The following is a 24,233-nucleotide window of genomic DNA, read 5'->3' as shown; positions in this document are numbered from 1 at the left end:
ACCTGCGTGATCAGTGTGCGGATGCTGGCTGGATTGTTCCCTCGTTGAACCGTTTTCAGGTTTTCCCCGTGTTACGGAATCGAGTTCGGCCCGCCATACGATGTTCGAAGTGCTGTACGAACGCCTGATACTCTCTCGGATCTCGCCCCACGGGGACACCGTTCCTTCACGCGCGCAGCGCAGGGGCCGTATACGCCCGCACCGTGAGCCGTCAGGCGTACGTACCGCGCAGGACCCGACAGGAGAGGTCGCCCGTGGGCACTGTCGTCGACGACGCCGCCTCCGTGGAGTTCCACGCCTTCTTCGAGCGGCACTATGCCGAACTGGCGCGCCTGGCCCATCTGTTGACGGGCGAGCCGGACGCCGCCGACGATCTGGCGGCGGACGCGCTGCTCGCACTCTGGCACCGCTGGGACCGGGTGCGCGCGGCGGACCACCCGGCGGCGTACGCCCGCGGTGTGGTCGCCAATCTGGCCAGGAGCCGGATCCGCAGCGCGGTGCGTGAGCGCAGACGGATCACGCTGTTCTGGTCGCAGCGCGAGGACAAAACCGAGAACCCCGACATACCCGGCATGGTGGATGTCCAGGAAGCTCTGCGCAGACTGCCGTTCCGCAAGCGGGCGTGCGTGGTTCTGCGGCATGCTTTCGACCTCTCGGAGAAGGACACCGCACTCGCCCTCGGCATCTCGGTGGGTACGGTGAAGAGCCAGACATCGAAGGGGATGGCGGAACTGCAGCGGTTGCTGGGGTCCCAGGAGGCCCCGCGGCGGATGCACGCGGCGGCGCTGCGTGCCACCGGAGCCGAAGGGGGTGAACGATGAAGGACGTGCACGGGGAACTGCGCGCCACGCTGCGGGACGCGGCCGAGGCGTACGAGCCCGACCGCGCGCACATCCTGGCCCGGGTCGAACGCGGCATGGCCGGCACGGAGAGTGCCCGGCGTCCCTTTCCGCGGTCGTCCCCGCTCGGCTGGTTCCGTGTCGTCGGCGCCACGGCCACCGCCGCCGGTGTGCTCGCGGTGGGCGGCTACGCGGTCGCCTCGGCGGTGAAGGACGACAAGCCCGGCGACCAGACGGTCGCGGTCTCCCCGACCCCCGACCCGACGCCGCAGACGACGACCCGCGCCCCGGTCCCGCCGGACCCGGCCGAGTCCTCGCCCCCGCCCGACAAGCCGAGCACGCCGAACTCCCCGACGGGCAAGCCGAAGACGTCCGCCCCGGCCGCTCCGCCCGCGAACGCGGACAACGCCGACGACACCAACGGCCCGCTGTGGTCGGACGGCTCGGTCGACACGCACAGCAACGAGTTCTGGGCGCAGAGCAATGTGACCCTGAAGACGAGCAAGCAACTCACCGCGCTCACCGTCGTGTTGAAGGTCAAGCAGACCGGCGGGGTCACGTCGGCGGGGGCCTGGCGCTCCGCGCCGGAGGACGACTTCACGGCGACCGTCACCGAAAAGGACGGCTTCCTCGTCTACACCTGGGTACTCAAGCCGGGCCGCACGGTGTGGCCGGGCGAGTGGGTGTTCGCCGGCCAGTACGACCACGACCGCGGCGGCCGTGACGCCGGGGACGACACCTACACGGCCGGCGCGCGGGCCGGGGACGAACAGCTGGGCGTGGCGGGCGACTTCGCGGCCGAAGGGTCCGAGTAGTCCGACGCGTCCGACGTGTCCGACGTGTCCGACCAGTCCGACGGCGGCTCGTAAAAAAGTTCCGACGGGCGGCAACCCCCGCCTTCCGGGTGGCGACCAGGAGAAGCAAGGTCTCTCCCCCCACCTGAAGGAATCGGGACATGGCTTCACGCATGGAACCGGAACAGCGCGCACGTCACGGTCGCAGGGCCGGTCGGCGGCGCGCCGTCGTCGGCGGTCTCTCCGCCTTCGCCCTGACCGGAGCCGCGATCGTCACCAGCTCGATGATGTCGTCGGCGAGCGCCGCCACCACCTGGCCGACCGCCAACGGCAGCGAGGCCGTCTCCGCGACGATCGCCGTGTCGGGGACCCGGGACGGCGGTATGAAGCGCTACTACGGCAGCGGCGATCTGGCCGGTGACGGCCAGGAGGAGGGCCAGGACCCGATCTTCCGGCTCGCCGACGGCGCGACGCTGAAGAACGTCATCATCGGCAAGCCCGGCGCCGACGGCATCCACTGCCAGGGCAGTTGCAATCTGCAGAACGTCTGGTGGGAGGACGTCGGCGAGGACGCCGCCACCTTCCGCGGCGGCAATGCGGCGACCTACACCGTGTACGGCGGCGGCGCGAGGAAGGCCGCGGACAAGGTCTTTCAGCACAACGGCGGCGGCAAGCTCGTCGTCTCGAAGTTCGCCGCCCAGGACTTCACGACCCTGTACCGCTCCTGCGGCAACTGCTCGACGCAGTACAAGCGCACCGCGATCTTCAACACGATCGAGGTGACCGCGCCGGGTTCGCGGCTGGTCGGCATCAACACCAACTACGGCGACACCGCGGCCCTGCGGGCCGTCACGATCATCGGCGACAGCGGCAAGAAGATCGTCCCGTGCCAGAAGTACATCGGCAACAACACGGGTGCGGAGCCGTCGACGAACGGCTCGGGCCCCGACGGCACGCACTGCAACTACACCGCCTCCGACCTCACTTACCAGTGACGTACGACCAGGAGCACCGCACGTGAGCACGCACAAGAAACACCTCACCCGTCGTCGGCTGCTCGCCGCGTCCGCCGCGGGAGTGGCCGGCACCGGCGCGGCGGTCGTGGCCGGTACCGGGCTGCTGTCCTCGGCCTCGGCCGCGACGTTCGGTTACACGGACGACGGCTCCAACTACGTGATCGACACGGGCGCCTCGCTCGTCCTCAAGGTGTCCAAGTCGACCGGCGACCTCAACTCGCTGGTCTACAAGGGCAAGGAGTACGAGGGCTTCGAGGGCAAGCACTCACACGTCGAGACCGGGCTCGGCGCCTCCACGGTCACCATCAAGCAGGTCGGCTCGACGATCCTGGTGAAGGTCGCGCACGGGGCGATCACCCAGTGGATCGCGGCCCGCAGCGGCCAGAACAACGTCTACCTGTGGACCGACAAGGCGGACTCATCGTTCACCGCGACCCGGTTCATCGTCCGCATCAAGCCGGGCATCTTCCCCAACTCGGGTGCCGACGCCTGGACTTCGTCCGACACGACCATCGAGGCCTCGGACGTCTTCTCCCGCTCGGACGGCACGACGCACTCCAAGCACTACTCGGGCAAGCGCGTCATGGACTACGAGCACATCGGCTTCACCACCGGTTCGGCCGCGCTGTGGCTGGTGCGGTCCAACCACGAGAAGGCCTCGGGCGGCCCGTTCTACCGCTCGCTGCTGCGGCACACCAACTCCACCAGCGCGGCGCTCTACGAGATCCTGCACTACAACCAGTCGCAGACGGAGCCCGAGCGGTACGGCCTGCAGGGCCCGTACGTGCTCAGCTTCACCGACGGCGGCGCGCCCTCCTCCTCGCTCTTCCACGCCAACCTCGACACGTCGTGGGTGGACGGCCTGGGCATCACGGGCTGGGTGGGCAAGTCGGGACGCGGCAAGGTGGCGGGCGTCGGCCTCAAGGGCATGGACGCGGACTACGCGTACACGGTCGGTCTCGCCAACTCCGCCGCCCAGTACTGGGCGAAGGCCGCCGCCGGCACGGGTGCCTTCTCGTGCCCCGGGATGCTGCCGGGCACGTACACACTGACGGTCCACAAGGGCGAACTCGCCGTCCACACGCGGGAGGTGACGGTGAGCGCGGGCGGCACGACGGCCCTCAACAGCATCACGATCAGCGGCGATCCGAGCACCGCGAGCACCCTCTGGCGGCTCGGCGACTGGGACGGTACACCGGGCGAGTTCAAGAACGCCGACCTGATGACGTACGCGCACCCGTCCGACGGCCGCGCCGCGAAATGGACCGGCAACGTCACCATCGGCAGCGGCAGCGAGGCCGCGTCCTTCCCCTGCTACATGTGGAAGGACGTCAACGACGGCGTCCTCGTCTACTTCAAGCTGACCGCGGCACAGGCGGCCGCCGCGCACACCCTGCGCGTCGGGGTGACGACGGCCTACATCAACGGCCGCCCGCGCGTGACGGTCAACGACTGGGTATCGGCGATCCCTTCGCCGCCATCCCAGCCCGCGACTCGATCCCTCACCACGGGTTCGTACCGGGGCAACAACCACACGTTCACGTACAACATCCCGGCAACCGCCTGGAAGTCGGACACCAGTCAGTACAACGTCCTGAAGCTGAACATCGTCAGCGGCTCAACGGGTTCGGCGTTCCTGAGCCCGGGCACGTCCTTCGACTGCCTGGACCTGCTGGCCTGAGAACGACCGCGCAGGGCCTGCTGTCCTGAGAAGGACAGCACCGGCTCGCTGACCCGCGCCTCAAGGCCACCCCGCGCCCCATCCACCCCAGGGGCGCGGGGAACTGCGCGATCAGCCACGACGCACCCGCACCCGACAAACGCACCGAAACTTTCGCTCAGCCCGGACCGGCGCCGACCGATTGACGCCCCGTCCGCCACTGGTGACACTCCGAGGGCAGTCCACCCCAACAGAATCCACCAGACCCCCACAGGATGTGTCATGCGTTCCCGCACCGTTCGCACGCTCCTGATCCCCCTCTTCGCCCTCCTCCTGAGCCTGCTCGCCGCCCCACCGAGCCCGGCGGCCCAGCCTCAAGCCCCCTCCCAAGCCCCACCTCAAGCGCCACCCCAAGCCTCACCCGAAGCACCACGCGGAGCACCTCACGTGACCAAGCAGAAGTACGCCGGCTACCTCTTCGCCTACTTCACCGGCGAGGGCACGGCGGACGGCGAGCAGATCCGCTACGCCCTCAGCCGCGGCAACGACCCGCTGCACTGGCGGGAGTTGAACGGCGGGAAGCCGGTGCTCACCTCCACGACCGGCGAGAAGGGCCTGCGCGACCCGTTCGTGATCCGCTCCCCCGAGGGCGACAAGTTCTACATGATCGCGACCGATCTGCGCATGTACCAGAACTCCAGCGGCAGTTGGGACGACGTCCAGCGCCACGGCAGCAAGTCCATCATGGTCTGGGAGTCCACCGACCTGGTCCACTGGACCGACCAGCGCCTGGTGAGGGTCTCGCCGGACAGCGCGGGCAACACCTGGGCGCCGGAGGCCTATTGGGACGACACGCTCGGCGAGTTCGTCGTCTTCTGGGCGTCCAAGCTGTACGCCGCCGACGACCCGGACCACACCGGCTCCACGTACAACAAGATGCTGTACGCGACGACGAAGGACTTCCGCTCCTTCAGCGAGCCGAAGGTCTGGGACGACCCCGGATACTCGGTGATCGACTCAACGGTCGTCAAGCACAGGGGCACTTACTACCGCTACACGAAGGACGAGCGGGACCCCACCTCCTCCAACCCCTGCTCGAAGTTCATCACCGCGGAGAAGTCGACGACGCTCACGGACACCTCGTACGACTTCGTGGCGGACTGTGTCGGCAGTGGCTCGATCGACCGCGGGGAGGGCCCGACGGTCTTCAAGTCCAACACCGAGGAGAAGTGGTACCTGTTCATCGACGAGTACGGCGGCCGCGGCTACGTGCCCTTCGAGACGACCGACCTCGACTCGGGCAGGTGGACGTTGTCGGAGAACTACCAACTGCCCGCGAGTCCGCGGCACGGCACGGTCATGCCGGTCACGCAGGCGGAGTACGACCGGCTGCTCGCCGCATATCCGGTCAGCGGCACCTCGATCACGGACGCCACGGTGAAGGACCAGAAGGCGTACGCGGTCGTCACCGAGGCCTCCTCGAAGGTCGTACTGCCGATGATGCCGGGCGAGGACAGGTCGAGGCTCGCGCCGAAGCTCTGGCTCGGTGAGGGCGCGACGGTGAGCCCGGCGTCCGGTACGCGACGCGACTTCCGCAAACCGCGGAAGTACGAGGTGACGGCGGCCGACGGGACCGTCCGCACCTGGACCGTCGAGGCCGTGGCCACCCGTAGCCCGGTGCTGCCGGGGCTGTACGCCGACCCCGACATCCAGTATCTGGACGGCCGTTACTGGATCTATCCGACGACGGACGGCTTCCCGGGCTGGAGCGGCACGAAGTTCAAGGCCTTCTCATCAAAGGATCTGGTCCACTGGAAGGACCACGGCGAGATCCTCGACCTGGGTCCTGATGTGTCCTGGGCGGACAAGAACGCCTGGGCGCCCGCGATCGCCGAACGCGACGGCAAGTACTACTTCTACTTCTGCGCGGAGCAGCAGATCGGCGTGGCGGTGGCCGACTCCCCCGCCGGCCCCTTCAAGGACGCCCTCGGCAAACCCCTGGTGGCGAAGGGCGGTTCGCTGCGAGGCCAGATGATCGACCCGGCGGTCTTCACGGACGACGACGGAACGTCGTACCTGTACTGGGGCAACGGCCGCGGTTACGTCGTCCCGCTGAACGACGACATGGTGTCGTTCGACGCGTCGAAGATCCAGGACATCACCCCGGACAACTTCCGGGAGGGCTCCTTCGTGGTCAAGCGCAACGGGACGTACTACTTCATGTGGTCCGAGGACGACACCCGCAGCGAGAACTACCACGTCGCCTACGCGACCGGTCCTTCCCCGCTCGGCCCGTGGACCAAGCGGGGCACGATCCTCTCCAAGCGCCCGGAGTACGGCATCCTCGCCACGGGCCACCATTCCGTGGTCAACGCCCCCGGCACGGACGACTGGTACATGGTCTACCACCGGTTCGGCCTCAACGGGCCCGGCCTGGCGGGCGGGGACGGCATGCACCGGGAGACGACCATCGACCGCATGAAGTTCGCGGCCGACGGCACGATCAAGCCGGTGGTGCCGACCCTGGAGTCGATCAGGCCGGTTCGGCAAGGCTGAGAGGCTGAGGGGCTCAGTCCATCGTCGCGCCGATGGTGGTGCTGCCCGTGGTGAGGAACGTGGTCACGGGCAGCGCGCCGTTGGACTGGCGGGCGTTGTACGTGGTCGACGCGTTGGTGGACCGGAAGGCGGGCGTCGATACGCCCGAGTCCCAGTTGTTGCCGGCCGAGACCACCGAAGTGCCCTTGTTCACCGAGCCGCCGCCGTTGCCGACCGCCAGGTTCTTGCCGAGCCTGGCGGCGCCGGTGGCGAAGTAGTAGCCCCACTTGGCGTTGGCGTAGGCGGTCGTGCGGTTGATGACGATGGCGCCCTTGTTGCCGTTCTCGGTAAGGCCGTTGCCTGCGTTGTCCCAGGCTGCCGAGTTGTTGAGGACGTGGGCCACGACCTCGCCGTCGCCGCCCAGTTTGTAGCCGTTGCCGTCGCCCGCGAACGCCGAGTCCGACCAGCGGTTCCTGCCGTTGCCCATGGCCCAGGTGTGCTCGACGGTGACCGGGGACGAGAACGACCAGAAGTCCAGGCCGTCGTCCGAGTTGTTGTAGAGGCGCGCCCCGGTGACGAGGTTGCCGCTGCCCGAACCGAACTTGATGGCGATGCCGTCCGCGTTCTCACCGTGGGTGGCGGCGTCATAGTGGCCATAACTGTCGATGTTCCGGACGGTGTTGTTGGTGGTGCTGTCCCCGGTGAGCGTGAAGCCGGAGTCGCCGCCGTTGATGGTCTTGATGTTGTCCCAGACGGTCGAGGCGCAGGACTGGCAGACGACCGCGCTGTCCGGGGAGTTCTGGAAGGTGATCCCCGAGACGGTCCAGTAGTCGGCGGTGAGCTTGAAGATCCAGTCCCCGTCGGGGAGGTTCGAGCCGTCGATCTTCACGATCTCGGAGCCGTAGGGCTGGAGATAAATCCGGCTGGAGGACGTGCCGTTGGCGGTCGACTGGAGGGTGGCCGTCGGGTAGTACGTACCGGCGCGCACCTGGATGGTGGTGCCCGCCGTGGCGTTCCTGATGGCGTTGGACAGGTCGGTGGAGTTGCTGACGACCACGGTGGCGGCCTGGGCCTGGGTGGGGATCACGGCGAGCCCGAGGCCGAGGGCGAGAGCCGCGCCCAAGGACAGAGCGGTAGGACGGGACATGAGTGCGGGTACCTTTCGTCAGGGGCGGTTGGTCAAGGGCGGTTGGTCAAGGACAGTCGGTTCAAAGGCAGTTGATTCAGGGGCAGTTGGTCGGGAGCGGTCGGTTCGGGGGAGTCGTTCAGGCGCGGCGACGCTCACATGGCCTCCAGTCCCCGAGATACGCCTCCCGGGTGTGCGACTCGGCCTGTGCGTCGGTGAGCTGCGGTCGGTTCTCCGGTACCGAAATCACCGCTCCAGGACCGGAGTTGGCGTACTCGCGGAAGCGCATGGTCTGCCACGGGTACGCCTCGCGCATGTTGATGTAGGGCTCCACCGCGTCGATACCGGGCCCCAGCCGGCTGTCCCGCACGACGAGCGAAGGCCAGGCGGTCGTCTCGTACGAGGGCACCCACGGCCGGGCGATCTTGTACGCGGCGTCCTCGGCACCCGAGGTGACCCGGCACCCCACGGCCAGGAAGCCGTACGGATTCGCGCGCGCCGTGGCCGGGGCGAACACCATGCCCTCCGGCCTGAAGGTGACGTCCCGGTCGAGGGTGTGAAAGTGGCACCGCTCGAAGACGGCCCGCGCCCGCCCGAACACGAAGTCCACGTCACCCTCGACGTAACAGTCCCGGTAGTACTGCCGGTCGAAGGCGTCCAGCGCGGTGGTGTCCGCGAACAGCGTGTCCTGGTGGGCCAGCAGCCGGACCCGCTCGAAGCGCGACCGGTCCCCGGTGACGTACGCCGCCACGGCCTGTGTGCCCGTGATGTCGGGGTGGTCGGCGCGCAGCCAGTCGTTGGCCAGGGTGAGGTCGCGGACGGTCAGGCCGGGCGCCGCCGAGGTGAGGGTGGCGGAGCCCGCGGTGCCGTAGGTGCCTCCGCCTGGCCTGGGGGTGCCGTTGGCGTTGTCGAAGACGACCACGGCGTCCCGCGGATCGCGGGACGCGCCGCGAAGCGTCAACTCGCCCTTCTCCGCAGGGATGTTGACGACTTCGCGATACGTGCCCGGATGCACGACGATCGTCCAGCCCTCCCCCTCCACTGCGTCCACCGCGTCCTGGACGGAGCCGCCGGGGCGGACGTGCAGGACGTGGCGGCGGGCCTCCGCGAAGGCGGGGGTCGTGCCGACGGCCACCAGGCCACCGGCGATCCCGGTGAGCAGTGTGCGCCGGCGCATGTCAGCACCCCTTCCAGGGGGTCCAGTCGCCGAGGTACACGGCCCGGGTGGCGGACGCGGCCTCCTCGTCGGTGAGCTGGGGCCGGTGCTCCGGTACGGAGATGACGGCGCCCGGTCCGGTGTTCCGGTACTCGGCGAACCGCTGGTCCTGCCACGGGAAGCCCGACGACATGTTGGTGTAGGGCGCGACCGCGTCGATCCCGGCACCGAGGCGGGTCCCGCGCACGGTGAGCATGGGCCGGGCGGTGGTGTCGGAGCTGGGCACCCATGGGCGGGCCAGCTTGTAGTAGGCGTCCGGCGCCTCGCTGGAGATCCGGCCACCGGTCACCAGGTAGCCGCGCGGGTTGGCGCCCGCGGTGGAGGGAGCGAAGACGAACCCGTACGGTGCCCCGGTCAGGTCGTCCCTGATCAGCGTCCGGAAGTGACAGTTCTCGTAGACGGCGGTGGCCCGCCCGAACACGAAGTCCACGTCACCCTCGACGTAACAGTCCCGGAAGTACTGCCGGGCGAAAGTGCCGAGCGCCATCGAGTCGGCGTACAGGGTGTCCTGGTGCCCGAGGAACCGGCACCGCACGAACGCCGACCGGTCGCCCTGCACCTTGATGGCGACGGCCTGGGTGCCGCTGACCCCGGGGTGGTCGGCGCGCAGCCAGTCGTTGGCGAAGGTGAGGTCCCGCGCGGCGAACCCGTCCGCCTGCACGAGGGTGGTCGCCGAGCCGGTCGTACCGTACGTGCCGCCGCCGGGCTTCGGAGTACCGGCCGCGTTGTCGTAGACGACCACGACGTCACGCGCCTCACCCGAGGCCCCGATCCAGGTCATGTCGGTACGGGCGACGCTCACGGCGACCGTCTCACGGTAGGTGCCCGGGGCGATGACCAGCGTGTATCCGCTGCTGCTCGCGGCGTTCACGGCGGCCTGGACGGTGGTGTGGTCGCCGAGGCCTCCGGGGTGGACGTACAGGGTGCGCTCGTTCAACCGGGCGGACGGCGAGCCGTACCGCCCGAAGGGAGACCGCCCGCCCGCGCTCGCATGGGAGGCACCCCCCAACGCGAGCGCGGCCCCCACGCTCGCCACGACGAACGACCGTCTGCTGACCGGTGCCGGAAGGGTCATGGTCAGCAGACCTTTCCGGCACCGGCGTGGCCGCCGACGATGCCCGGCACGGCCCGCGGCGAGTCGACCTTCGTCCGCAGGGTCGGGGTCCACCCGGCCCCCGACGGGAGGGTCTCCCCCGGGATCTCCGCGTTGTGGACGGCGATGAGATCCGTCAGCTTCCCGTTGACGTAGTTGTTCTCGGCGGTGAGCGGCGCCTCGTTCCACTTCTTCAGGGTCTTGGCCGCGCTGACGTCGGCCGGCAGCGAGAACGCGTTGTCCGAGGCGTACAGCTGCGAGGAGGCACCGATGCCGAAGGTGTATCCGTACGACTGCCCCTTGGTCACCACGAAGTGGTTGTTGTACGCGTCGACCTGCCCGAAGCGGACGCGCGGCGCGCGCTCGACGACGCCCTCGAACCGGTTGTGGTGGAGCGTGACCTTGAGCTTGCCGGTGTCGGTCGGTCCGGCGCTGTCGCTGTTGCCGATGAGCATGGTCTTGTCGTGGTCCTCGACCGAATTCCAGGACACCGTCACGTAGTTGGCGCCGCGCACGACGTCGAGGAGCCCGTCGTGCTGCTGGTAGGTCTGGCCGAAGTACGTCGGCAGTGTGCTGTCCGGGTAGCGGCCGTCGGTCAGGGTGTTGTGGTCGACCCAGACGTGGGTGGAGCCGTAGACGACGACCGCGTCGTACTCCGAGTTCCAGGCGCCGGTGTCGGTGTCGGTCGGGTCCCACTGCGGGAAGCAGTCCAGCGGGGCCTCGATGGTGAGGTTGCGCAGGATGACGTTGTCGACGCCCTTGATCTGCAGGCTGCCGCCTCTGATCCCGGCGTTCCTGCCGACCCCGACGATGGTGGTGTTGGCGGGGACGTTCGCCTTGATCGCCTTGTCCTGGTTGACGGCGGAGGCGGCCCGTAGTCCCTCCGGGCTGTCGGCGGGCTCTCCGGACAGGTCCTTGTCCAGCCCCCAGTTCTCCGGCGAGTACTTCTCCAGATACGCGTCGAAGTCGTACCCCGCGGCGGCGAAGGACGCACAGCCCTCGGCCACCGGATCGATGACCCCCTCGACCTTGACGATCTTCGGCGCGTCACCACCGGCCTTCAACGCGGCTTTGAACTCGGCCCAGTTGGTGACGGTGTAGACGTGCTCGGCGGTGGCGGCGGCACCGCCCGTGGTACCGGTGCCCTCGGACCCCCAGCCGTCACTGACGGGGAGGGTCTCCCGCCCGAGGTCACGTCCCTGGGCGGCTTGAGCAACCTGGGCATGGGCGACGGTCCCGGTGACACCGAGGACGAGAGCGGTACATCCAGCAAGGCATGCAATGACATGGGCATGCCACACAGGGCTACGCATGAGTGCGGGTTCCTTCCAAACGGGGGGGTGCCTCTATGTTCTTCGTCAAGCGTGTGGGCAGCTTCGGCTTGGGGTCCGTTCTTCTTCGTGGGGCATGAGACTGTCTGGTCGTGCCAGAGATGATGAGTGGGTTGGAGGCGGCCTTGGCTGAGGCGTCGTCTCCTTCGTGGACGCAACGTGTTCGTGCCGGGCGCGACCTTGCTTCCTTCGCTGATGTTTCTGAGGCTGCGGAAGCGCTGGTGGGGCTGCTGCTGGACGTCGAGGACACGGCGGTGATCCGACAGACGGCAGAGGCCCTGGCCCGGGTGGGGACGGTGGCCGCCGTAAGGCTCATCGCTCTCGCGGTTGCCGAGGCTGACGACAACCAGGCTGACTGGCTGCAGACCGGGGTGCATGACGCGCTCGTGGGACCGGACGGTGTGCCGGACGTCGCAGCGGCCTGCGCGAACCTCGCCCGGGACCAGGAGGACGCTGTCCGACGGGCTGCCGCAGATATCTCGGCGTGGACAGACGACACAAGGCGTTGACCTGAATCGACCTGCCTGTGGGCTGGTTCATGCAGCTGTCGCTTGGGGAAGGCGGGGTTCGTAGAAGGTGCCGTCGCGGAGCATGGCGAACAGAACGCTGATGCGTTGGCGGGCGAGGCGGAGGATGGCCTGGGTGTGGGTCTTTCCGCGGGCCCGGCACTTGTCGTAGTAGGTGCGGGAGGCGGGATCGGCGTTCATGCAGGCAAAGGCGGACAGGAACATGGCGCGTTTGAGCTGGCGGTTGCCGCCTCGGGGTGCGTGTTCGCCATGGATCGAGGTGCCCGACGACTTCGTGGTCGGGGCGAGTCCGGCGTAGGAGGCCAGGTGGGCGGCGCTCGGGAAGCTGGTGCCGTCGCCGACGGTGACCAGCAGGACGGCGGCGGTCCTGACGCCGACGCCGGGCATCGACGTCAGGACCGGGGAAAGAGGGTGGGCCTCCAGCAGGGCGTTGATCTGGGCTTCCAGGGCCCGGCGCTGTTCGTGGACAGCGGCGAGAGAGCGGGCCAGGGAGGGCACGACGATGTCGAGGGTGCCGGTGCCCGGGACCACGACGGTCTGCTCGTCCAACGCCTCGAAGACATCGTCGATCAGCCGCTGGGCCATGCGCGGGGCCTTGGGCCGGATGAGCTCGACGAGCCTGCGGCGGCCGGCTTTGCGCAGTGCGGCCGGGGAGCCGTAGCGCTCCAGCAGCCAGGTGACGGCCTGGTGGTCGAGGCGGGGGCCCAGAACGCGTTCCAGCGACGGGTGGAACTGGGTGAGCAGGCCGCGTATCCGGTTGGACGTGCGGGTGGCCTCAGCGGCGAGGTCCTGGTCGAAGCCCACGAGGACCGTGAGTTCGGCGGTGATCTCGTCGGTGAGCTCCAGCGAGCGCAGGGTGTGCGGCATGGTGCGGGCCGCATCCGCGATCACCGCGGCGTCCTTCGCGTCGGTCTTGGCCTCACCCGGGTACAGGTCGGCGATCCGCCGCATGGCCAGGCCGGGCAGGTAGGCGACCTCGCAGCCGGCGTCCCGGGCCACGGTCAGGGGGAGAGCCCCGATCGAGGCGGGCTGGTCCACGATCACCAGCACGGTGCCGAACTTCGCGGTCAGCTTGTCGAAGACGGCCCGTAGTTTCGGCTCGCTGTTGGGCAGCTGCTTGTCGAGGACCTTCTTCCCGGCTGGCGTGAGCCCATGGCCGTGATGGGCGCTCTTGCCGACGTCCAGGCCGAGGAATACGCCCACGTCTTGGGTGTCGAACATCGCGCCCTTCCAGGGAAGTTGAACGTGCCGGCCTCGGCAGTGGTGTCGTACGCGCGCATCCACGTTATGCAGACCTGCCGCCCGCGAACTGCCCGGCATTGCGCCGGACCGGGCGGTGGCCGGACCTCTCATCAGCGTCTCCGACGGCACCTCCCGGGCCCGGTGACACCACCCCCCAGGTCATCCGTTCGACAGGGGGACACAGTCATGCCGGGCCCGGAGGCCAGCGGCCCTCTTGCAGGACCGCGGAAAACATAACGGGGAGGGCCAAGGTTCTTTAGGGGCGCGGGGAACTGCGCGACAAGCCACAACGGACCAGCAGCCGCAAACAAACCTTCAGCGTGCAGTACTAAGACTCCGGCCAACTGATCCAAGACTCAGGAATCACCTCATCGAGCCGCCGAACATCCCGACGCACCACAATCCGCCGACGCAGCAACTCACCCGCCACCATCCGAGCCACGGCAATGGCCCCCGGCGGATTGAAATGCGTGTTGTCCTGCTCGACATCGGTCCAGTTGAAGTACTTCTTCGTCTCCTCGACCCCGAGTTCCTGCCACAACGCAATCGACAGAGCCTGAATGTCGAGAAGTGCCACACCTTCGCCCGCGGCCAGCGCCCGCATGGCAGGCGGGTAATCGCCATGGGTGCCCACGGCACCCCCACCGGCGTCGAACTTCCGCCGCTCCACGGACGTGGCCAGCACGGGCCGCGCCCCCCGCGCCCGCGCCCCGTCGACGTACTGACGGAGATAGTCCTGATACGTCGTCCACGGCTCGGTGTACCGCGAGGGATCGGCGACCTTGGAGTCGTTGTGCCCGAACTGGACGAGAAGGAGATCACCGGGCCGGATCGCGGCGAGAATGACGTCGAGACGCCCTTCGTCGATGAAACTCTTCGAACTACGCCCGTTCACCGCATGGTTGGCGACTGCCAGCCGCTCCCGGAGAAAGAACGGAAGCGCCATGCCCCAGCCGGTCTCGGGCGCGGCATCGGCGTATTTCTGGGCGGCGGTGGAATCACCGGCGATATAGAGCGTGCGCTCTCGGGGCCGCCCCTGCGGGGAGGCGGCGACAGCGGGCCCCGTCGCCGCGACGGCGAGGGGAACGGCGGCAAGCGCCGCGGTGGTGATCTGTCTGCGGGTGAGTGACACGACGATGTGCCTTTCGGACATGGGAAAGCTGCGGTCGGTGCAGGAGGTGGCGCCTTCACACAGGAGGTTCAGCTGTTTCTGGCAGGCCAGGGGGAAACGCGTCCCTTCAGGGGCGCGGGGCTGTATCGATTTACGGCTCCTCCCCCACTCTCGGCTTCTCCCCCATGAGCGGGGGGACCCCCATCGTGGGCGCGACCAGCCACAACAGCCCCGCGGTCCCCCACGGTCGGTCCCCCCTGCAAAGTGCCGGCCCGGCTAGCCCTTCTGTTCGTTCCACTCGGTCTGGGCCTCATTGAGCTGATCGGCCAGCGCGTTCAGGAAATCCTCGGCACTCATCGACCCGTTCATGACCTTCTGGAACGCCGGCTCGTTGTCCGTCTTGGAAATGGTGTTCCAGTCGGGCAGGTAGTACGGCAGCTGCACGATGGTCGTAGAACCATCGGTCAGCGCCTCGGCGGCAAGCTTCGTCGGCTCGGCCTTGGAAATCCACGCGTCTTTCGCGGCGTCGTTGTTCGACGGCACCTGCCCCGCCGACTCGTTGAACTTGGAGTTCTCCGTCTTCGAGGTCGCGAACTCGATGAACTTCCAGGCGGCGTCCTTGTTCTTGGAGCTCTTGAACACCCCGAGGCCGTCCACGGGGTTGGACACCTGGACCCGCTTGCCACCGGGTCCGACCGGCTGCGGAATACCGCGGAACCTGTCGGTGCCGAACGCCTTCACATGGTCCTGGTAGGAGCCCAGGTTGTGGTTCAGCATCCCGATGGTGCCGGAGTCCCACTGGGCGACCATCTTGGTGAAGTCGTTGTTGAGGTCGGCGGGCGGGGTCACCTTCTTGAAGAGGCCCACGTATTTCTCCAGGGCCGCCACGTTCTTCGGGTCGTTGACCGTGGTCTTCTCGTTGCCGGAGTCCCAGAAGGACGTGATGCCGGACTGCCCGTACATCGCGTCCAGCGCCTGGGCGATGGAGCCCGCGCCGCCGCGGATGGTGTAGCCGAACTTGTTCTTGCCCTTGTCGGTGAGTTTGTCGGCGGCCTCGTAGAACTTGTCCCAGGTGGTCGGGTCGTCGAGGCCCGCCTGCTCGAACAGGTCGGTGCGGTAGTAGAGGACGCCGTTGTTGGCGGAGGTCGGTATCGAGTACAGCGTGTCGTCACGACCACCGGCGGCCTTCAGTGACTTGACCATGTCCTCGTTGAGCTTGCCGTTGATGGAGGACTTGCCGAGGCGGTCGTCCAGCGGCTCCAGCGCGTTCTGGGCGGCGAACCCGGCGAGCATCGCGGCGCCGACACCGCCGACGTCCGGCAGCCCGCCGCCCTGGAGGGCGGTGTCGACCTTTGACTGGTACTCGGTGGCGGCGATCCCGACGTACTCGACGTCGATGTCCGGGTTCGCCTTCTCGAAGTCGGCGATGATCTCCTTCCAGATGTCGGTGCGGACACCGCCGTTGTTGTCCCAGAAGACGATCTCGCCCTTGCCGCTGCCCTCGGCGCCCTTGTCGCCCGCTGCCCCGCTGCCGTCGTCACCGCAGGCGGTGGCGGTCAGCGCGAGCACGGCGCTCAGGGCGACGGCGGCTGCCGAGCGACGCCCGCCTCTGCTGCTCCTGCACATACTGCTCTTCATGATCGGCTCTCTTCTTCTGGATCCAACGAGGGTGGTGTCGCTGTGGAGTGGTGGGGCTGCGGGCCGGAGAACCTGGACACGAGCGCCGGCACAGCGGCGGCCGGGTCGAGTCGGTAGGCGTAGAAGTCCCGCGGGTCGAAGGCCGCGCCCCATGTCTCATGCCGCCCGGTGGTGTTCTTGAGGATCGACCCGCGCTGCACCAACTCGGCGGTGGCGTCGGCCTGGTAGGGGTGCTGGACGTCCTCGTAATAGCTGTTCTCGATGACCATCTTCGTCCGGCCGCGCGACCAGTTGCCGTACGTCCACACCGGGTCGCCGGGGTCGACCTGAGCGGTCATGTAGTTGTTGTAGAGGTGTGCGTAGGCGCAGTTGTCGGCGGACGGGTTGCGCTGTTTCGTCCCGCGGAACCAGTTGTGGTCGATGGTGATCTGCGTCTTCACGTTCGGCGTCCAGCCGATGCCGAAGGTCTTGTTGTTGTTCTCGAAGCGGTTGTAGGAGACGGTCACGTACTCGCTGTCCTTGCGGATGTCGAGCTGTCCGTCGCAGATCCGCGAGAAGCGGTTGTGGTCGATCCAGACGTGGTGGACGGTGTCCATCTGGACGCCGTCGAAGTCGGTGTCCTTGCAGTCCCAGTCGCCCTCGACATACGAGTCGCGGATCGTCAGGTTGCGGATGATCACGTTGTGGGTGCCGGGGGTGAGGTGCAGCTCGCCCTGGACGAGTTCTCCGGTGGTGCCCACGCCGATGATGGTCTTGTCCGAGGCCACGACGACGTTCGCGCCGAACGGCTCGGCCTTGATCGTCCCGGCCACCCGGATGACGTACGGCTCCTCGGCGGCGGCGTACCGCTCCAGGTCCGCCTGGGTGGTGACGGTGACGACCTTGCCACCGGCGCCTCCCGTCGTACCGCCCTCCAGGGACGCGAAACCGTGGGCCTTGTCGGTCCGGCCGACGCTCTCGGATGCCGCCTCGGCCGGGGCGACGGCCCCGAGCCCCATTGAGGCCACCAGGGCGGCGACCGTGATCAAGGTCCGGCAGAGACCGGGTCCAAGCCCAGGACCCGGTCTGGGCAAGCGCTTGCTGCTACGGAAGTGCGTCATTGCGGCTCCCAACAGGCTTACAACGGTGCTGACGTGAAGCGATCAAGCGGCAGGTTGCGGTGGTGATGACATGAAGCGATCAGGCGGCAGGTGGCGCGGTAATGCGGAACCGCGTGAACGTGGCCGCCCCGGCGTGTCCCCCGCCGGTCGGCGCGAGGGCGACGAGGCCGAGCAGGGCGCCGACCCAGCGCCACGGGGTGGCGGCGAAGACCTGGCCCGAGGACTCCCAACCGTCCCCGAGGTCGTACGAGAAGCGGCAGCGCGCCCCGGCGCCGCTCTCGATCCGCAGCCGCGCCCGGTCCTCGGGGGCGAGTCGCGGATGGGCGGCGTCCCGTTCCCTCGCCCACTGGCTCAAAGGCGTGGGAGGCGCCCCCTTGGCGACCGCCTCGGCGAACCGGTGCACGAGGCGGACCGTCCCGTCCACCTCCCGTTCGAGCCCGATCCAGCTGAACGCGTCGCCCAGTACGGCGAGTCCGGCCCGCGCGCCCGGCTCCTCGGCGCAGAGCCGCAGCTCGACCTCCACGGTGCACGGGGCCCCGGGCAGCCGCTGCGTGAGCACGTTCGGTAACTTGCGCAGATCGTCCGCGTCGGCCGTCCGTACGCAGGTCAGCCGCAGTCCGTCGCCGGAGTGCTGGGTCGCCCAGCCGTCCTGCGGGTTGGCGGTCCACTGCCACTGCCGTCCGAACCGCCCGCCGGGGAAGTCGTCGTCGGTGGCGGGCGCCGACACCGGCTGCGGCGGCAGGTCGGGCTTCCGGTGTACGGCGACGGGGACGCCCTCGTTCCCGAGGACCGGCCAGCCGTCCGTGCCCCAGCGCATCGGCTGGAGGTGCACGACCCTCCCGTACGGGCCCTTCTTCTGGAAGTGCGCGAACCAGTGCTCGCCGGACGGGGTGCTCACCCAGCCGCCCTGGTGGGGGCCGTTGACGTCGGTGTCGCCCTGCTCCAGGACGACCCGCTCCTCGTACGGTCCGAAGAAGTCGCGCGAGCGTAGCGCGCCCTGCCAGCCCGTCTCGACGCCGCCGGCCGGGGCGAAGATCCAGAACCAGCCGTCGCGCCGGTATAACTTCGGCCCTTCGAGCGTGAACCAGCCGGGGATGCGGTCGCCGTCCACGATCGGCTCGCCGTCGTCGAGCAGCCCGGCGGCGTCGGGCCGCATCCGGTGGCCGGTGAGCCGGTTCTTGACGCCGGAGCGGGACTTGGCCCAGGCGTGCACGAGGTACGCCTCACCGGTCTCCTCGTCCCACAGCGGGCAGGCGTCGATGAGCCCCTTGCCCGCCTTGACGAGGTGGGGACGGGTCCAAGGGCCGCGTATCTCAGGGGCGTTGACCTGGTAGATGCCGTGGTCGGGGTCGCCCCAGAAGATCCAGAAACGGTCGTCGTGGTGGCGCAACGACGGTGCCCAGACACCGCAGTCGTGCCGTGGCTTCCTGAACTCCCGTGCCGGTTCGAGAAGTTGGAGGGCGTGGCCGACGAGCGTCCAGTTGACCAGGTCGCGGGAGTGCAATAAGGGCAGGCCCGGTACGCGGCTGAAGCTGGAGGCGGTCAGGTAGTAGTCGTCGCCGACGCGGATGAGGTCGGGGTCGGACCAGTCGGCGTTCAGGACCGGGTTGCGGTACGTGCCGTCGCCGAGGTCGGCGGTGAAGGCGGGCGCGCTCTGGCCGCTCACGGGCTCACCGCCTTGCGGACGAGGGCCGCGGCCTCGCCCCGGTCGAGGCGGCCGTCGGCGACGACGGTGACGACCCGGCGTACGACGGTCTCCCCGGCCGGGAGCGGCAGCCGTTCCTGGTGGGCGAGGGAGGAGCCGACGCCCGGGTACTCGGCGGTGCGCACGAACCACGGGTCGCGGCGGGTCTGTTCGGTGGCCCCGGCGAACACCAGCGTCCAGGTGGCGCCCGCGAGTGCCAGCCAGTCGGCGCGTGTGCCGTGCACGGTCTCCTCGCCCTCGGTTCCGGCCGTGAACACGGCGGGTGCCTCGGCCTCCTTGCGGGCCCGCCAGAAGAAGCCGCCGTACGCCGCGCCGGGTCTGCCGTTGGTCGCCGGACTGCCGATCGACAGGGGCTCGGCGGTCGTGTTGGTGAGCGAGAACGTGAAGTCCAACGCCCAGGCGGCGCCCGTGAGTTCGGTCGCCGCGACCGTGCGCCGCTCGCGCAGCAGCTCGGCTCCCGCGGCGATCCAGCGCAGTTCCTCGACGAAGCCGTCGGGGTCGCTGAGTTGGAACGTGGTGTGCCGCTGGGCGCCATGGTTGTCCAGCTCGGTCGGCCCCCGGTCGCGTACGTACGTGCGACCGCCCCAGAAGTTGTACCCCTCGACGTCGGGAACGGCGACACCGACGCCGAGGTGGTGGATGTGGTCGGCGGGGCCGATCTCGGTGACGACCGTCCCGGCCAGGGTGGTGACGGGGTGGAAGTACGGGCGCGGCGACAGCTTCGGCGGCAACTCGGGACGAGCGAGGTAACGGCCGACCGGGCGGCCCGCGACCCGCAGGACCAGCGACTCGTTGTTCATCAGGTACTCACCTCTTTCGGGGGCGCCCACGAGGCGCCCAGCTCGGAGTAGAGGGCGAGGGTGTCGGCCGCGGCGGCGACGAGTCCGTCGACTCCGTACACGACCCGGCGGTTCTCGTCGGCTTGGAGGTACCAGGCGTCGGCGGGCAGTGCGACGGGGTCCGGCGCCTGTCGAATCGCTTCAACGACCTTCATGAAGGCGCCCGTCGAGTCCGGCGGGACCAGCAGGTCGGCCCGGCCTTCGAGGTGCTCGACGAGGTTCTCCAGCAGATCGGTCCTGTCGTACGTGAGCTCCCGCGGGCCGTGTCCCGACCGCTGGACGAGGACGCGGTCCTGCTTGTACCAGAAGGTGATCCGTCCTTCGTCGCCGTGCACGAGGACGTACGGCTCGTCGGGGTGCTCGGCGCACAGGGTCGCGGCGACGGTGATCCGGTGCCCGGCCGCGGTGGTGACGCGGACGCAGGAGGTGTCGTCGGACTCGATGTCGTTGGCCCGCAGCAGCTCGGTCTCGATGCCGGTGACGTCCTCCGCGCGGGTGGCGCCGTCGAGGGCGAGCGCGGTGGCGACGGCGTGCGCGAGGGGGTTGGTCAGCACGCCGTCGACGACGTCGGCCCCGTTCATCCGGCGCCGTCCGGCCCAGGGAGCGCGGCGGTAGTACTCCTCGGCGCGTGCCCAGGCCCCGGCCCCGCCGATGCCGTCCACCCGGCCGATCGCGCCCTGCACGACCAGTTCCCGGATCACGGGGACGGCCTGCGAGCCCAGCGACTGGAAGCCGATCTGGCAGACCACCCCGGCCGCGGCGACCCCGTCGGCCATCCGGCGGAACTCGGCGTACGAGGGCGCGGGCGGCTTCTCCAGGAGCACGTGTACGCCCCTGGCGGCGGCCGTCAGCGCGAGGTCGGTGTGGGTCGGAATCGGCGTGCAGATCACGGCGATCGCGGCGCCGGTGGAGTCCAGCAGGGCCCCGAAGTCGGCGGACTGCTCGGGGAGTTCGCCCGGCGCGGTGAAGCCGTCCAGCTCCTCCTCGGTGAGCGGGGTCAGCTCGCAGACACCGACCAGGCGTACCAGGCCCTTGTCCTGGAGGCGGCGGATGTTCGCGAGGTGCCAGTGGCCGTGCCCGCGGGCGCCCGCGAGGACGACGGGGAGGGGGGACTCGTGCGAGGGCAGGGCCTCGGAGGAAGAGTTCATGGGCCCTATCGAAGCGGTTCCGGGCCCGGTGGCGGTGCTCATCGGATCCTCCCCGCGCCCGCGCCGCGCTCGACGTCGCGGTCGGCCTTCGCGGCGCTGTCGACCGTGCCGTGCAGGGCGGGCGTCCAGCCGACGTCGGCGGTCAGGTCGCGTTCGCTGCCGGAGTTGTAGGCGTTGTAGATGGCGAGCAGGTCGACGGGGAAGCCTCCCCCAGACTCCGTCCGGGGGGACCCCCAGAGCGTGCCCGACTGGTGCAGGGCCGTGCCGTTCCAGCTCTTCACCAGGTCGGCGGCCTCGATGTGGCCGGGGGTGGTGAACGCGTTGTTCTCGGCGTAGACCGCCGACTCGACGGAGACCCCGAGCGAGTAGCGGTAGTCGTGGGCGTCGGCCGGGACGACGTACCGGTTGTTGTAGACGTGCACCTGCCCGAAGCGGACACGCGGGGCGCGCTGGACGACGGACTCGAACTCGTTGTGGTGCAGGGTGACGCGCAGCTTTCCCCGGTCGCCGGTGGCCGTGTCGGCGCTGCCGATCAGCATCGCCTTGTCGTGGTCGGCGAACCGGCTCCAGGAGACGGTCACCAGGTCGGAGGCGTTGGTGATGTCCAACAGGCCGTCGTGGCGCAGGTAGTTGCGGCCGAAGTAGGTGGGCTCGTCGGCGTCGGGGTGGCCCTTGTCGGAGGCCGTGACGTGGTCGATCCACACATGCGTGGCGCCGCGCAGCCACAGCGTGTCGTACGCGGTCTTCCAGTCGCCCAGGCCGCCGGTGTTGGGCTGCCAGACGGGGAAGCAGTCGTAGGCGTCCCGGAGTTCGAGGTTGCGGACGATGACGTTGTCGGCGTCGCGGACCTGGAGGCTCGCGCCCTTCAGTACGGCGCTGTCGCCGAGGCCGACGATGGTGGTGTTCGAGCCGACGGTCAGCTCCACGCGGGAGGCCTGGGCCGCGGCCGAGGCCTGGCGGGCCTCCTCCTGCGGACCGGAGGGCTTGGCGGCGCCCCAGGTGCGCGGGTCGTACGCGGCCAGGTATTTCCTGATGGTGAAGCCGTTGGTCGCGTAGTCCTCGCAGTCCAGTCGCCTGCCCGCGTCGTCGGTGTTGGCGTCGATCGTCCCCGCGACCTTGATGATCTTCGGGGTCGCGCTGCCGCCGTCGAGGGCACGGACCAGCTCGGACCGGTTCCGTACGGTGAGGACGTGGGCGTCGTCCGCGTCGGAACCCCCCGTGGTGCCTCCGTCGGCGGCGGCCCAGCCGTCGTTCGCGGGCAGCGTGTCGCGACTGATGTCACGGGCCTCGGCGTTCGCGGGTGCCCCTACGGCGGCCAACAGCCCGCAGGCGAGGGCGACTTGGAGGGCGCGGCGCCCTCTTCTCGTGCGCGGCGGGAAGGTGCGTACTCGTCTCATCCCTTCACCGCCCCAGCGCTGAAGCCCGTGATCAGCCACTTCTGGATGAACGCGAAGACGATCACGACGGGCACCGCCGCGATGATGCCGCCGGCGGCGAGCGCGCCCAGGTCGACGCTGTCGGCGCTCATCAGGCTGTTGAGGCCGACGGGGATCGTCTGCTTGTCCTGGTTGCTGAGGAACATCAGGGCGAACAGGAAGTGGTTCCAGGAGTGCACGAAGGCGAAGGAGCCCACCGCGATCAGCCCGGGCCGCAGCAGCGGCAGGACGACGACCCGAAAGCCGGTGAAGCGGTTGCAGCCGTCGACCCAGGCGGCCTCTTCCAGCGAGTACGGCACGTTCCGGATGAAGCCGCTGATCAGGATCATCGACAGCGGCAGCTGGAAGACGGTCTCGGCGATGATGACGCTGCCCAGCGAGTTGATCATCCGGAGCTCGGCGAAGATCTGGAACAGCGGCACCAGGAGCAGCGCGCCCGGCACGAACTGCGAGCAGAGCAGAGCCAGCATGAAGGCGCGCTTGATCCTGAAGTCGAAGCGGGCGAGGGCGTAGCCGCCGGCCAGCGCGACGAGCGTGGTCATGAGGAGCGTGGCGACGCCGACGTAGACGCTGTTCTCGAAGTACGTGCCGAAGCTGCGCTCGTTCCACACCTTCTCGAAGTGCTCGAAGGTCATGGGCCAGGGCACGAGCGAGGTCGAGCCGGGCGGTCTGAGGGCGAAGAGCAGGATCCAGTAGAAGGGGATGAGGGTGAAGAGCAGGTAGATGCCGAGGGGAAGGTAGATCTGCCAGCGTGGGGCCTCGTCCCAGGCGCGGCGGCGCTTCCCCGGGCGCCGCGGCGGCTCGTCGGCCACTGGTGCGGGCGCGGCCGGAGCGATGGTGTCGATGTCCTTGGTGATCACTTGTCACCGCCTCCGAACTTGCTCAGCCGCAGATAGACCATCGAGCTGAAGAGCAGAATCACGAACGCGACCGTGGTCAGGGCCGAGGCGTAGCCGAAGTTGTGGGCGTCGACGCTGGTGTTGGCGATGTAGAGCGGGAGTGTCGTCGTCTCGCCCGCGGGTCCGCCGCCGGTGAGGGTGTAGAGCAGGTCGACGTTGTTGAACTCCCAGACCGCGCGCAGCAGCGTGGAGAGGATGATGGCGTCCTTGAGGTGCGGCAGCGTGATGTGCACGAACTGCCGGAAGCGACTGGCACCGTCGACCTCGGCGGCCTCGTACAGGTCCTTCGAGACGGACTGGAGGTCGGCGAGGATGAGGATCGCGAAGAAGGGGACGCCGCGCCAGAGGTCCGCGACCACCGCGGCGGGGAAGACGGTCGAGGTGTCGGAGAGCCAGCTCGTGCCGTACTCCCCGATGCCCATGTCGGCGAGGTAACGGGTGATGCCCGTCTGGGAGTTGTAGAGCAGCACCCAGATCGCGGAGGTGAGCACACCGGACACGGCCCACGGCGAGAAGACCAGGGCGCGGCCCAGCGAGCGTCCCACGAAGGTCTGGTTGACGATCAGCGCGAGCGCCAGACCGAACAGCAGCTGCAGCCCGACCTCGACAACGACCCACTTGGCGCTGAAGACCAGCGTGTCCCAGAACTGCGGGTCCTCGGCGAAGGCGTGCACGAAGTTGTCGAAGCCCGCGAAGCCGTTCCGCCACGGCTTGGTGGGGTTGTAGTGCTGCAGGCTGTAGTAGAAGACGCTGAGCACCGGGTAGGCGATGAAGCCCAGCATCAGCAGTCCCGCCGGGGCGATCAGCAGATACGGAAGCCTGCGGGGCGTCGCCGAGCCACGGCGCCGCCGGGGTGGCGCGGGCTCTTTCGCCACGGCTGCGGCTTGGGCCATGACTTTCTCCGTTCTCGGGGGTGTGCGGGTGGTGCTGTGCGTTCGTTCCGTTCGTTTCTTCTCTTCGCCTTCGCGGAAGCGCTTG

The 24,233-nt window shown here is 68.9% G+C and carries 20 protein-coding genes; 6 read left to right on the top strand and 14 right to left on the bottom strand.

Translation table 11 applies throughout. The annotated features are described in order from the left end of the window. Positions 1 to 254 precede the first annotated feature (254 nt). The 5 genes from OHA11_RS36780 (at position 255) to OHA11_RS36760 (ending at position 6,865) form a co-directional block, all read left to right on the top strand. A complete protein-coding gene (locus tag OHA11_RS36780; protein WP_266503673.1) occupies positions 255 to 821 on the top strand; it encodes a SigE family RNA polymerase sigma factor in 567 nt (188 codons plus the stop codon). Beyond that, positions 818 to 1,654, top strand: coding sequence for a hypothetical protein (locus OHA11_RS36775; protein WP_266503672.1), 837 nt, complete (start codon positions 818 to 820; stop codon positions 1,652 to 1,654). The genes OHA11_RS36780 and OHA11_RS36775 overlap by 4 nt, the downstream gene beginning before the upstream one ends. Positions 1,655 to 1,794: 140 nt before the next feature. Beyond that, complete coding sequence (locus OHA11_RS36770; protein WP_266503670.1) at positions 1,795 to 2,628, top strand: pectate lyase; 834 nt, start codon at positions 1,795 to 1,797, stop codon at positions 2,626 to 2,628. A 22-nt stretch (positions 2,629 to 2,650) separates the two neighbouring features. Next, positions 2,651 to 4,330 (top strand): rhamnogalacturonan lyase B N-terminal domain-containing protein, encoded by a 1,680-nt coding sequence (locus OHA11_RS36765; protein WP_266503668.1) that lies wholly within the window; start codon positions 2,651 to 2,653, stop codon positions 4,328 to 4,330. Between the two features lie 261 nt (positions 4,331 to 4,591). Continuing rightward, positions 4,592 to 6,865, top strand: coding sequence for a family 43 glycosylhydrolase (locus OHA11_RS36760; RefSeq protein ID WP_266503667.1), 2,274 nt, complete (start codon positions 4,592 to 4,594; stop codon positions 6,863 to 6,865). A gap of 13 nt (positions 6,866 to 6,878) precedes the next feature. On the opposite strand, the gene OHA11_RS36755 is transcribed toward OHA11_RS36760, so the two are convergent. From OHA11_RS36755 to OHA11_RS36740, 4 genes are all read right to left on the bottom strand, one after another. Continuing rightward, on the bottom strand, positions 6,879 to 7,991 hold the full coding sequence (locus OHA11_RS36755; RefSeq protein ID WP_266503666.1) for a right-handed parallel beta-helix repeat-containing protein: 1,113 nt from the start codon (positions 7,989 to 7,991) through the stop codon (positions 6,879 to 6,881). A gap of 118 nt (positions 7,992 to 8,109) precedes the next feature. Continuing rightward, complete coding sequence (locus OHA11_RS36750) at positions 8,110 to 9,147, bottom strand: pectinesterase family protein (RefSeq protein ID WP_266503665.1); 1,038 nt, start codon at positions 9,145 to 9,147, stop codon at positions 8,110 to 8,112. A 1-nt stretch (position 9,148) separates the two neighbouring features. Further along, positions 9,149 to 10,261, bottom strand: a complete 1,113-nt coding sequence (locus OHA11_RS36745) for a pectinesterase family protein (protein WP_266503663.1) — start codon at positions 10,259 to 10,261, stop codon at positions 9,149 to 9,151. A 2-nt stretch (positions 10,262 to 10,263) separates the two neighbouring features. Continuing rightward, complete coding sequence (locus OHA11_RS36740) at positions 10,264 to 11,592, bottom strand: polysaccharide lyase family 1 protein (protein ID WP_266503661.1); 1,329 nt, start codon at positions 11,590 to 11,592, stop codon at positions 10,264 to 10,266. A 119-nt stretch (positions 11,593 to 11,711) separates the two neighbouring features. On the opposite strand from OHA11_RS36740, the gene OHA11_RS36735 reads away from it, so the two are divergent. Next, positions 11,712 to 12,119 carry a hypothetical protein gene (locus OHA11_RS36735; protein ID WP_266507475.1) on the top strand — a complete coding sequence of 136 codons (408 nt, stop codon included), beginning with the start codon at positions 11,712 to 11,714 and terminating at the stop codon, positions 12,117 to 12,119. Positions 12,120 to 12,146: 27 nt separating this feature from the next. On the opposite strand, the gene OHA11_RS36730 is transcribed toward OHA11_RS36735, so the two are convergent. The 10 genes from OHA11_RS36730 to OHA11_RS36685 all read right to left on the bottom strand — a co-directional run bounded on the left by OHA11_RS36730 (position 12,147) and on the right by OHA11_RS36685 (position 24,148). Beyond that, the gene (locus OHA11_RS36730) at positions 12,147 to 13,358 is read right to left on the bottom strand and encodes an IS110 family transposase (protein WP_266492891.1); all 1,212 of its coding nucleotides are present in this window, start codon (positions 13,356 to 13,358) and stop codon (positions 12,147 to 12,149) included. Between the two features lie 349 nt (positions 13,359 to 13,707). Then, positions 13,708 to 14,511, bottom strand: coding sequence for a rhamnogalacturonan acetylesterase (locus OHA11_RS36725; protein WP_266507697.1), 804 nt, complete (start codon positions 14,509 to 14,511; stop codon positions 13,708 to 13,710). A 255-nt stretch (positions 14,512 to 14,766) separates the two neighbouring features. After that, complete coding sequence (locus OHA11_RS36720) at positions 14,767 to 16,128, bottom strand: sugar ABC transporter substrate-binding protein (protein ID WP_266503660.1); 1,362 nt, start codon at positions 16,126 to 16,128, stop codon at positions 14,767 to 14,769. Next, on the bottom strand, positions 16,125 to 17,156 hold the full coding sequence (locus OHA11_RS36715) for a right-handed parallel beta-helix repeat-containing protein (RefSeq protein ID WP_323186724.1): 1,032 nt from the start codon (positions 17,154 to 17,156) through the stop codon (positions 16,125 to 16,127). The genes OHA11_RS36720 and OHA11_RS36715 overlap by 4 nt, the downstream gene beginning before the upstream one ends. A 151-nt stretch (positions 17,157 to 17,307) precedes the next feature. After that, positions 17,308 to 18,894, bottom strand: coding sequence for a glycoside hydrolase 43 family protein (locus OHA11_RS36710; RefSeq protein ID WP_266503658.1), 1,587 nt, complete (start codon positions 18,892 to 18,894; stop codon positions 17,308 to 17,310). Next, positions 18,891 to 19,736, bottom strand: coding sequence for a PmoA family protein (locus OHA11_RS36705; protein ID WP_266507695.1), 846 nt, complete (start codon positions 19,734 to 19,736; stop codon positions 18,891 to 18,893). The genes OHA11_RS36710 and OHA11_RS36705 overlap by 4 nt, the downstream gene beginning before the upstream one ends. Beyond that, entirely contained in the window at positions 19,733 to 20,920 is a 1,188-nt protein-coding gene (locus OHA11_RS36700; RefSeq protein ID WP_266503656.1) for a Gfo/Idh/MocA family protein, read from the bottom strand. Before OHA11_RS36700 ends, OHA11_RS36705 begins: the two co-directional genes overlap by 4 nt. Positions 20,921 to 20,958: 38 nt before the next feature. Next, positions 20,959 to 22,317, bottom strand: coding sequence for a polysaccharide lyase family 1 protein (locus OHA11_RS36695; RefSeq protein WP_266503655.1), 1,359 nt, complete (start codon positions 22,315 to 22,317; stop codon positions 20,959 to 20,961). Beyond that, on the bottom strand, positions 22,314 to 23,216 hold the full coding sequence (locus OHA11_RS36690) for a carbohydrate ABC transporter permease (protein WP_266503654.1): 903 nt from the start codon (positions 23,214 to 23,216) through the stop codon (positions 22,314 to 22,316). Before OHA11_RS36690 ends, OHA11_RS36695 begins: the two co-directional genes overlap by 4 nt. Further along, complete coding sequence (locus tag OHA11_RS36685; protein WP_266503652.1) at positions 23,213 to 24,148, bottom strand: carbohydrate ABC transporter permease; 936 nt, start codon at positions 24,146 to 24,148, stop codon at positions 23,213 to 23,215. The genes OHA11_RS36690 and OHA11_RS36685 overlap by 4 nt, the downstream gene beginning before the upstream one ends. Positions 24,149 to 24,233: the final 85 nt, after the last annotated feature.

The organism is Streptomyces sp. NBC_00878, from assembly GCF_026341515.1.
Classification (GTDB): domain Bacteria; phylum Actinomycetota; class Actinomycetes; order Streptomycetales; family Streptomycetaceae; genus Streptomyces.
This window is presented reverse-complemented; position numbering and strand designations above follow the sequence as displayed.

What these genes read in the sequence shown, in the direction of transcription:
- OHA11_RS36770 (WP_266503670.1), top strand. Translation starts at nt 1,795, where the DNA reads ATGGCTTCACGCATGGAACCGGAACAGCGCGCACGTCACGGTCGCAGG.
- OHA11_RS36745 (WP_266503663.1), bottom strand. Translation starts at nt 10,261, where the DNA reads ATGACCCTTCCGGCACCGGTCAGCAGACGGTCGTTCGTCGTGGCGAGC.
- OHA11_RS36730 (WP_266492891.1), bottom strand. Translation starts at nt 13,358, where the DNA reads ATGTTCGACACCCAAGACGTGGGCGTATTCCTCGGCCTGGACGTCGGC.
- OHA11_RS36735 (WP_266507475.1), top strand. Translation starts at nt 11,712, where the DNA reads ATGATGAGTGGGTTGGAGGCGGCCTTGGCTGAGGCGTCGTCTCCTTCG.
- OHA11_RS36695 (WP_266503655.1), bottom strand. Translation starts at nt 22,317, where the DNA reads ATGAGACGAGTACGCACCTTCCCGCCGCGCACGAGAAGAGGGCGCCGC.
- OHA11_RS36755 (WP_266503666.1), bottom strand. Translation starts at nt 7,991, where the DNA reads ATGTCCCGTCCTACCGCTCTGTCCTTGGGCGCGGCTCTCGCCCTCGGC.
- OHA11_RS36760 (WP_266503667.1), top strand. Translation starts at nt 4,592, where the DNA reads ATGCGTTCCCGCACCGTTCGCACGCTCCTGATCCCCCTCTTCGCCCTC.
- OHA11_RS36700 (WP_266503656.1), bottom strand. Translation starts at nt 20,920, where the DNA reads ATGAACTCTTCCTCCGAGGCCCTGCCCTCGCACGAGTCCCCCCTCCCC.
- OHA11_RS36775 (WP_266503672.1), top strand. Translation starts at nt 818, where the DNA reads ATGAAGGACGTGCACGGGGAACTGCGCGCCACGCTGCGGGACGCGGCC.
- OHA11_RS36750 (WP_266503665.1), bottom strand. Translation starts at nt 9,147, where the DNA reads ATGCGCCGGCGCACACTGCTCACCGGGATCGCCGGTGGCCTGGTGGCC.
- OHA11_RS36685 (WP_266503652.1), bottom strand. Translation starts at nt 24,148, where the DNA reads ATGGCCCAAGCCGCAGCCGTGGCGAAAGAGCCCGCGCCACCCCGGCGG.
- OHA11_RS36740 (WP_266503661.1), bottom strand. Translation starts at nt 11,592, where the DNA reads ATGCGTAGCCCTGTGTGGCATGCCCATGTCATTGCATGCCTTGCTGGA.
- OHA11_RS36720 (WP_266503660.1), bottom strand. Translation starts at nt 16,128, where the DNA reads ATGAAGAGCAGTATGTGCAGGAGCAGCAGAGGCGGGCGTCGCTCGGCA.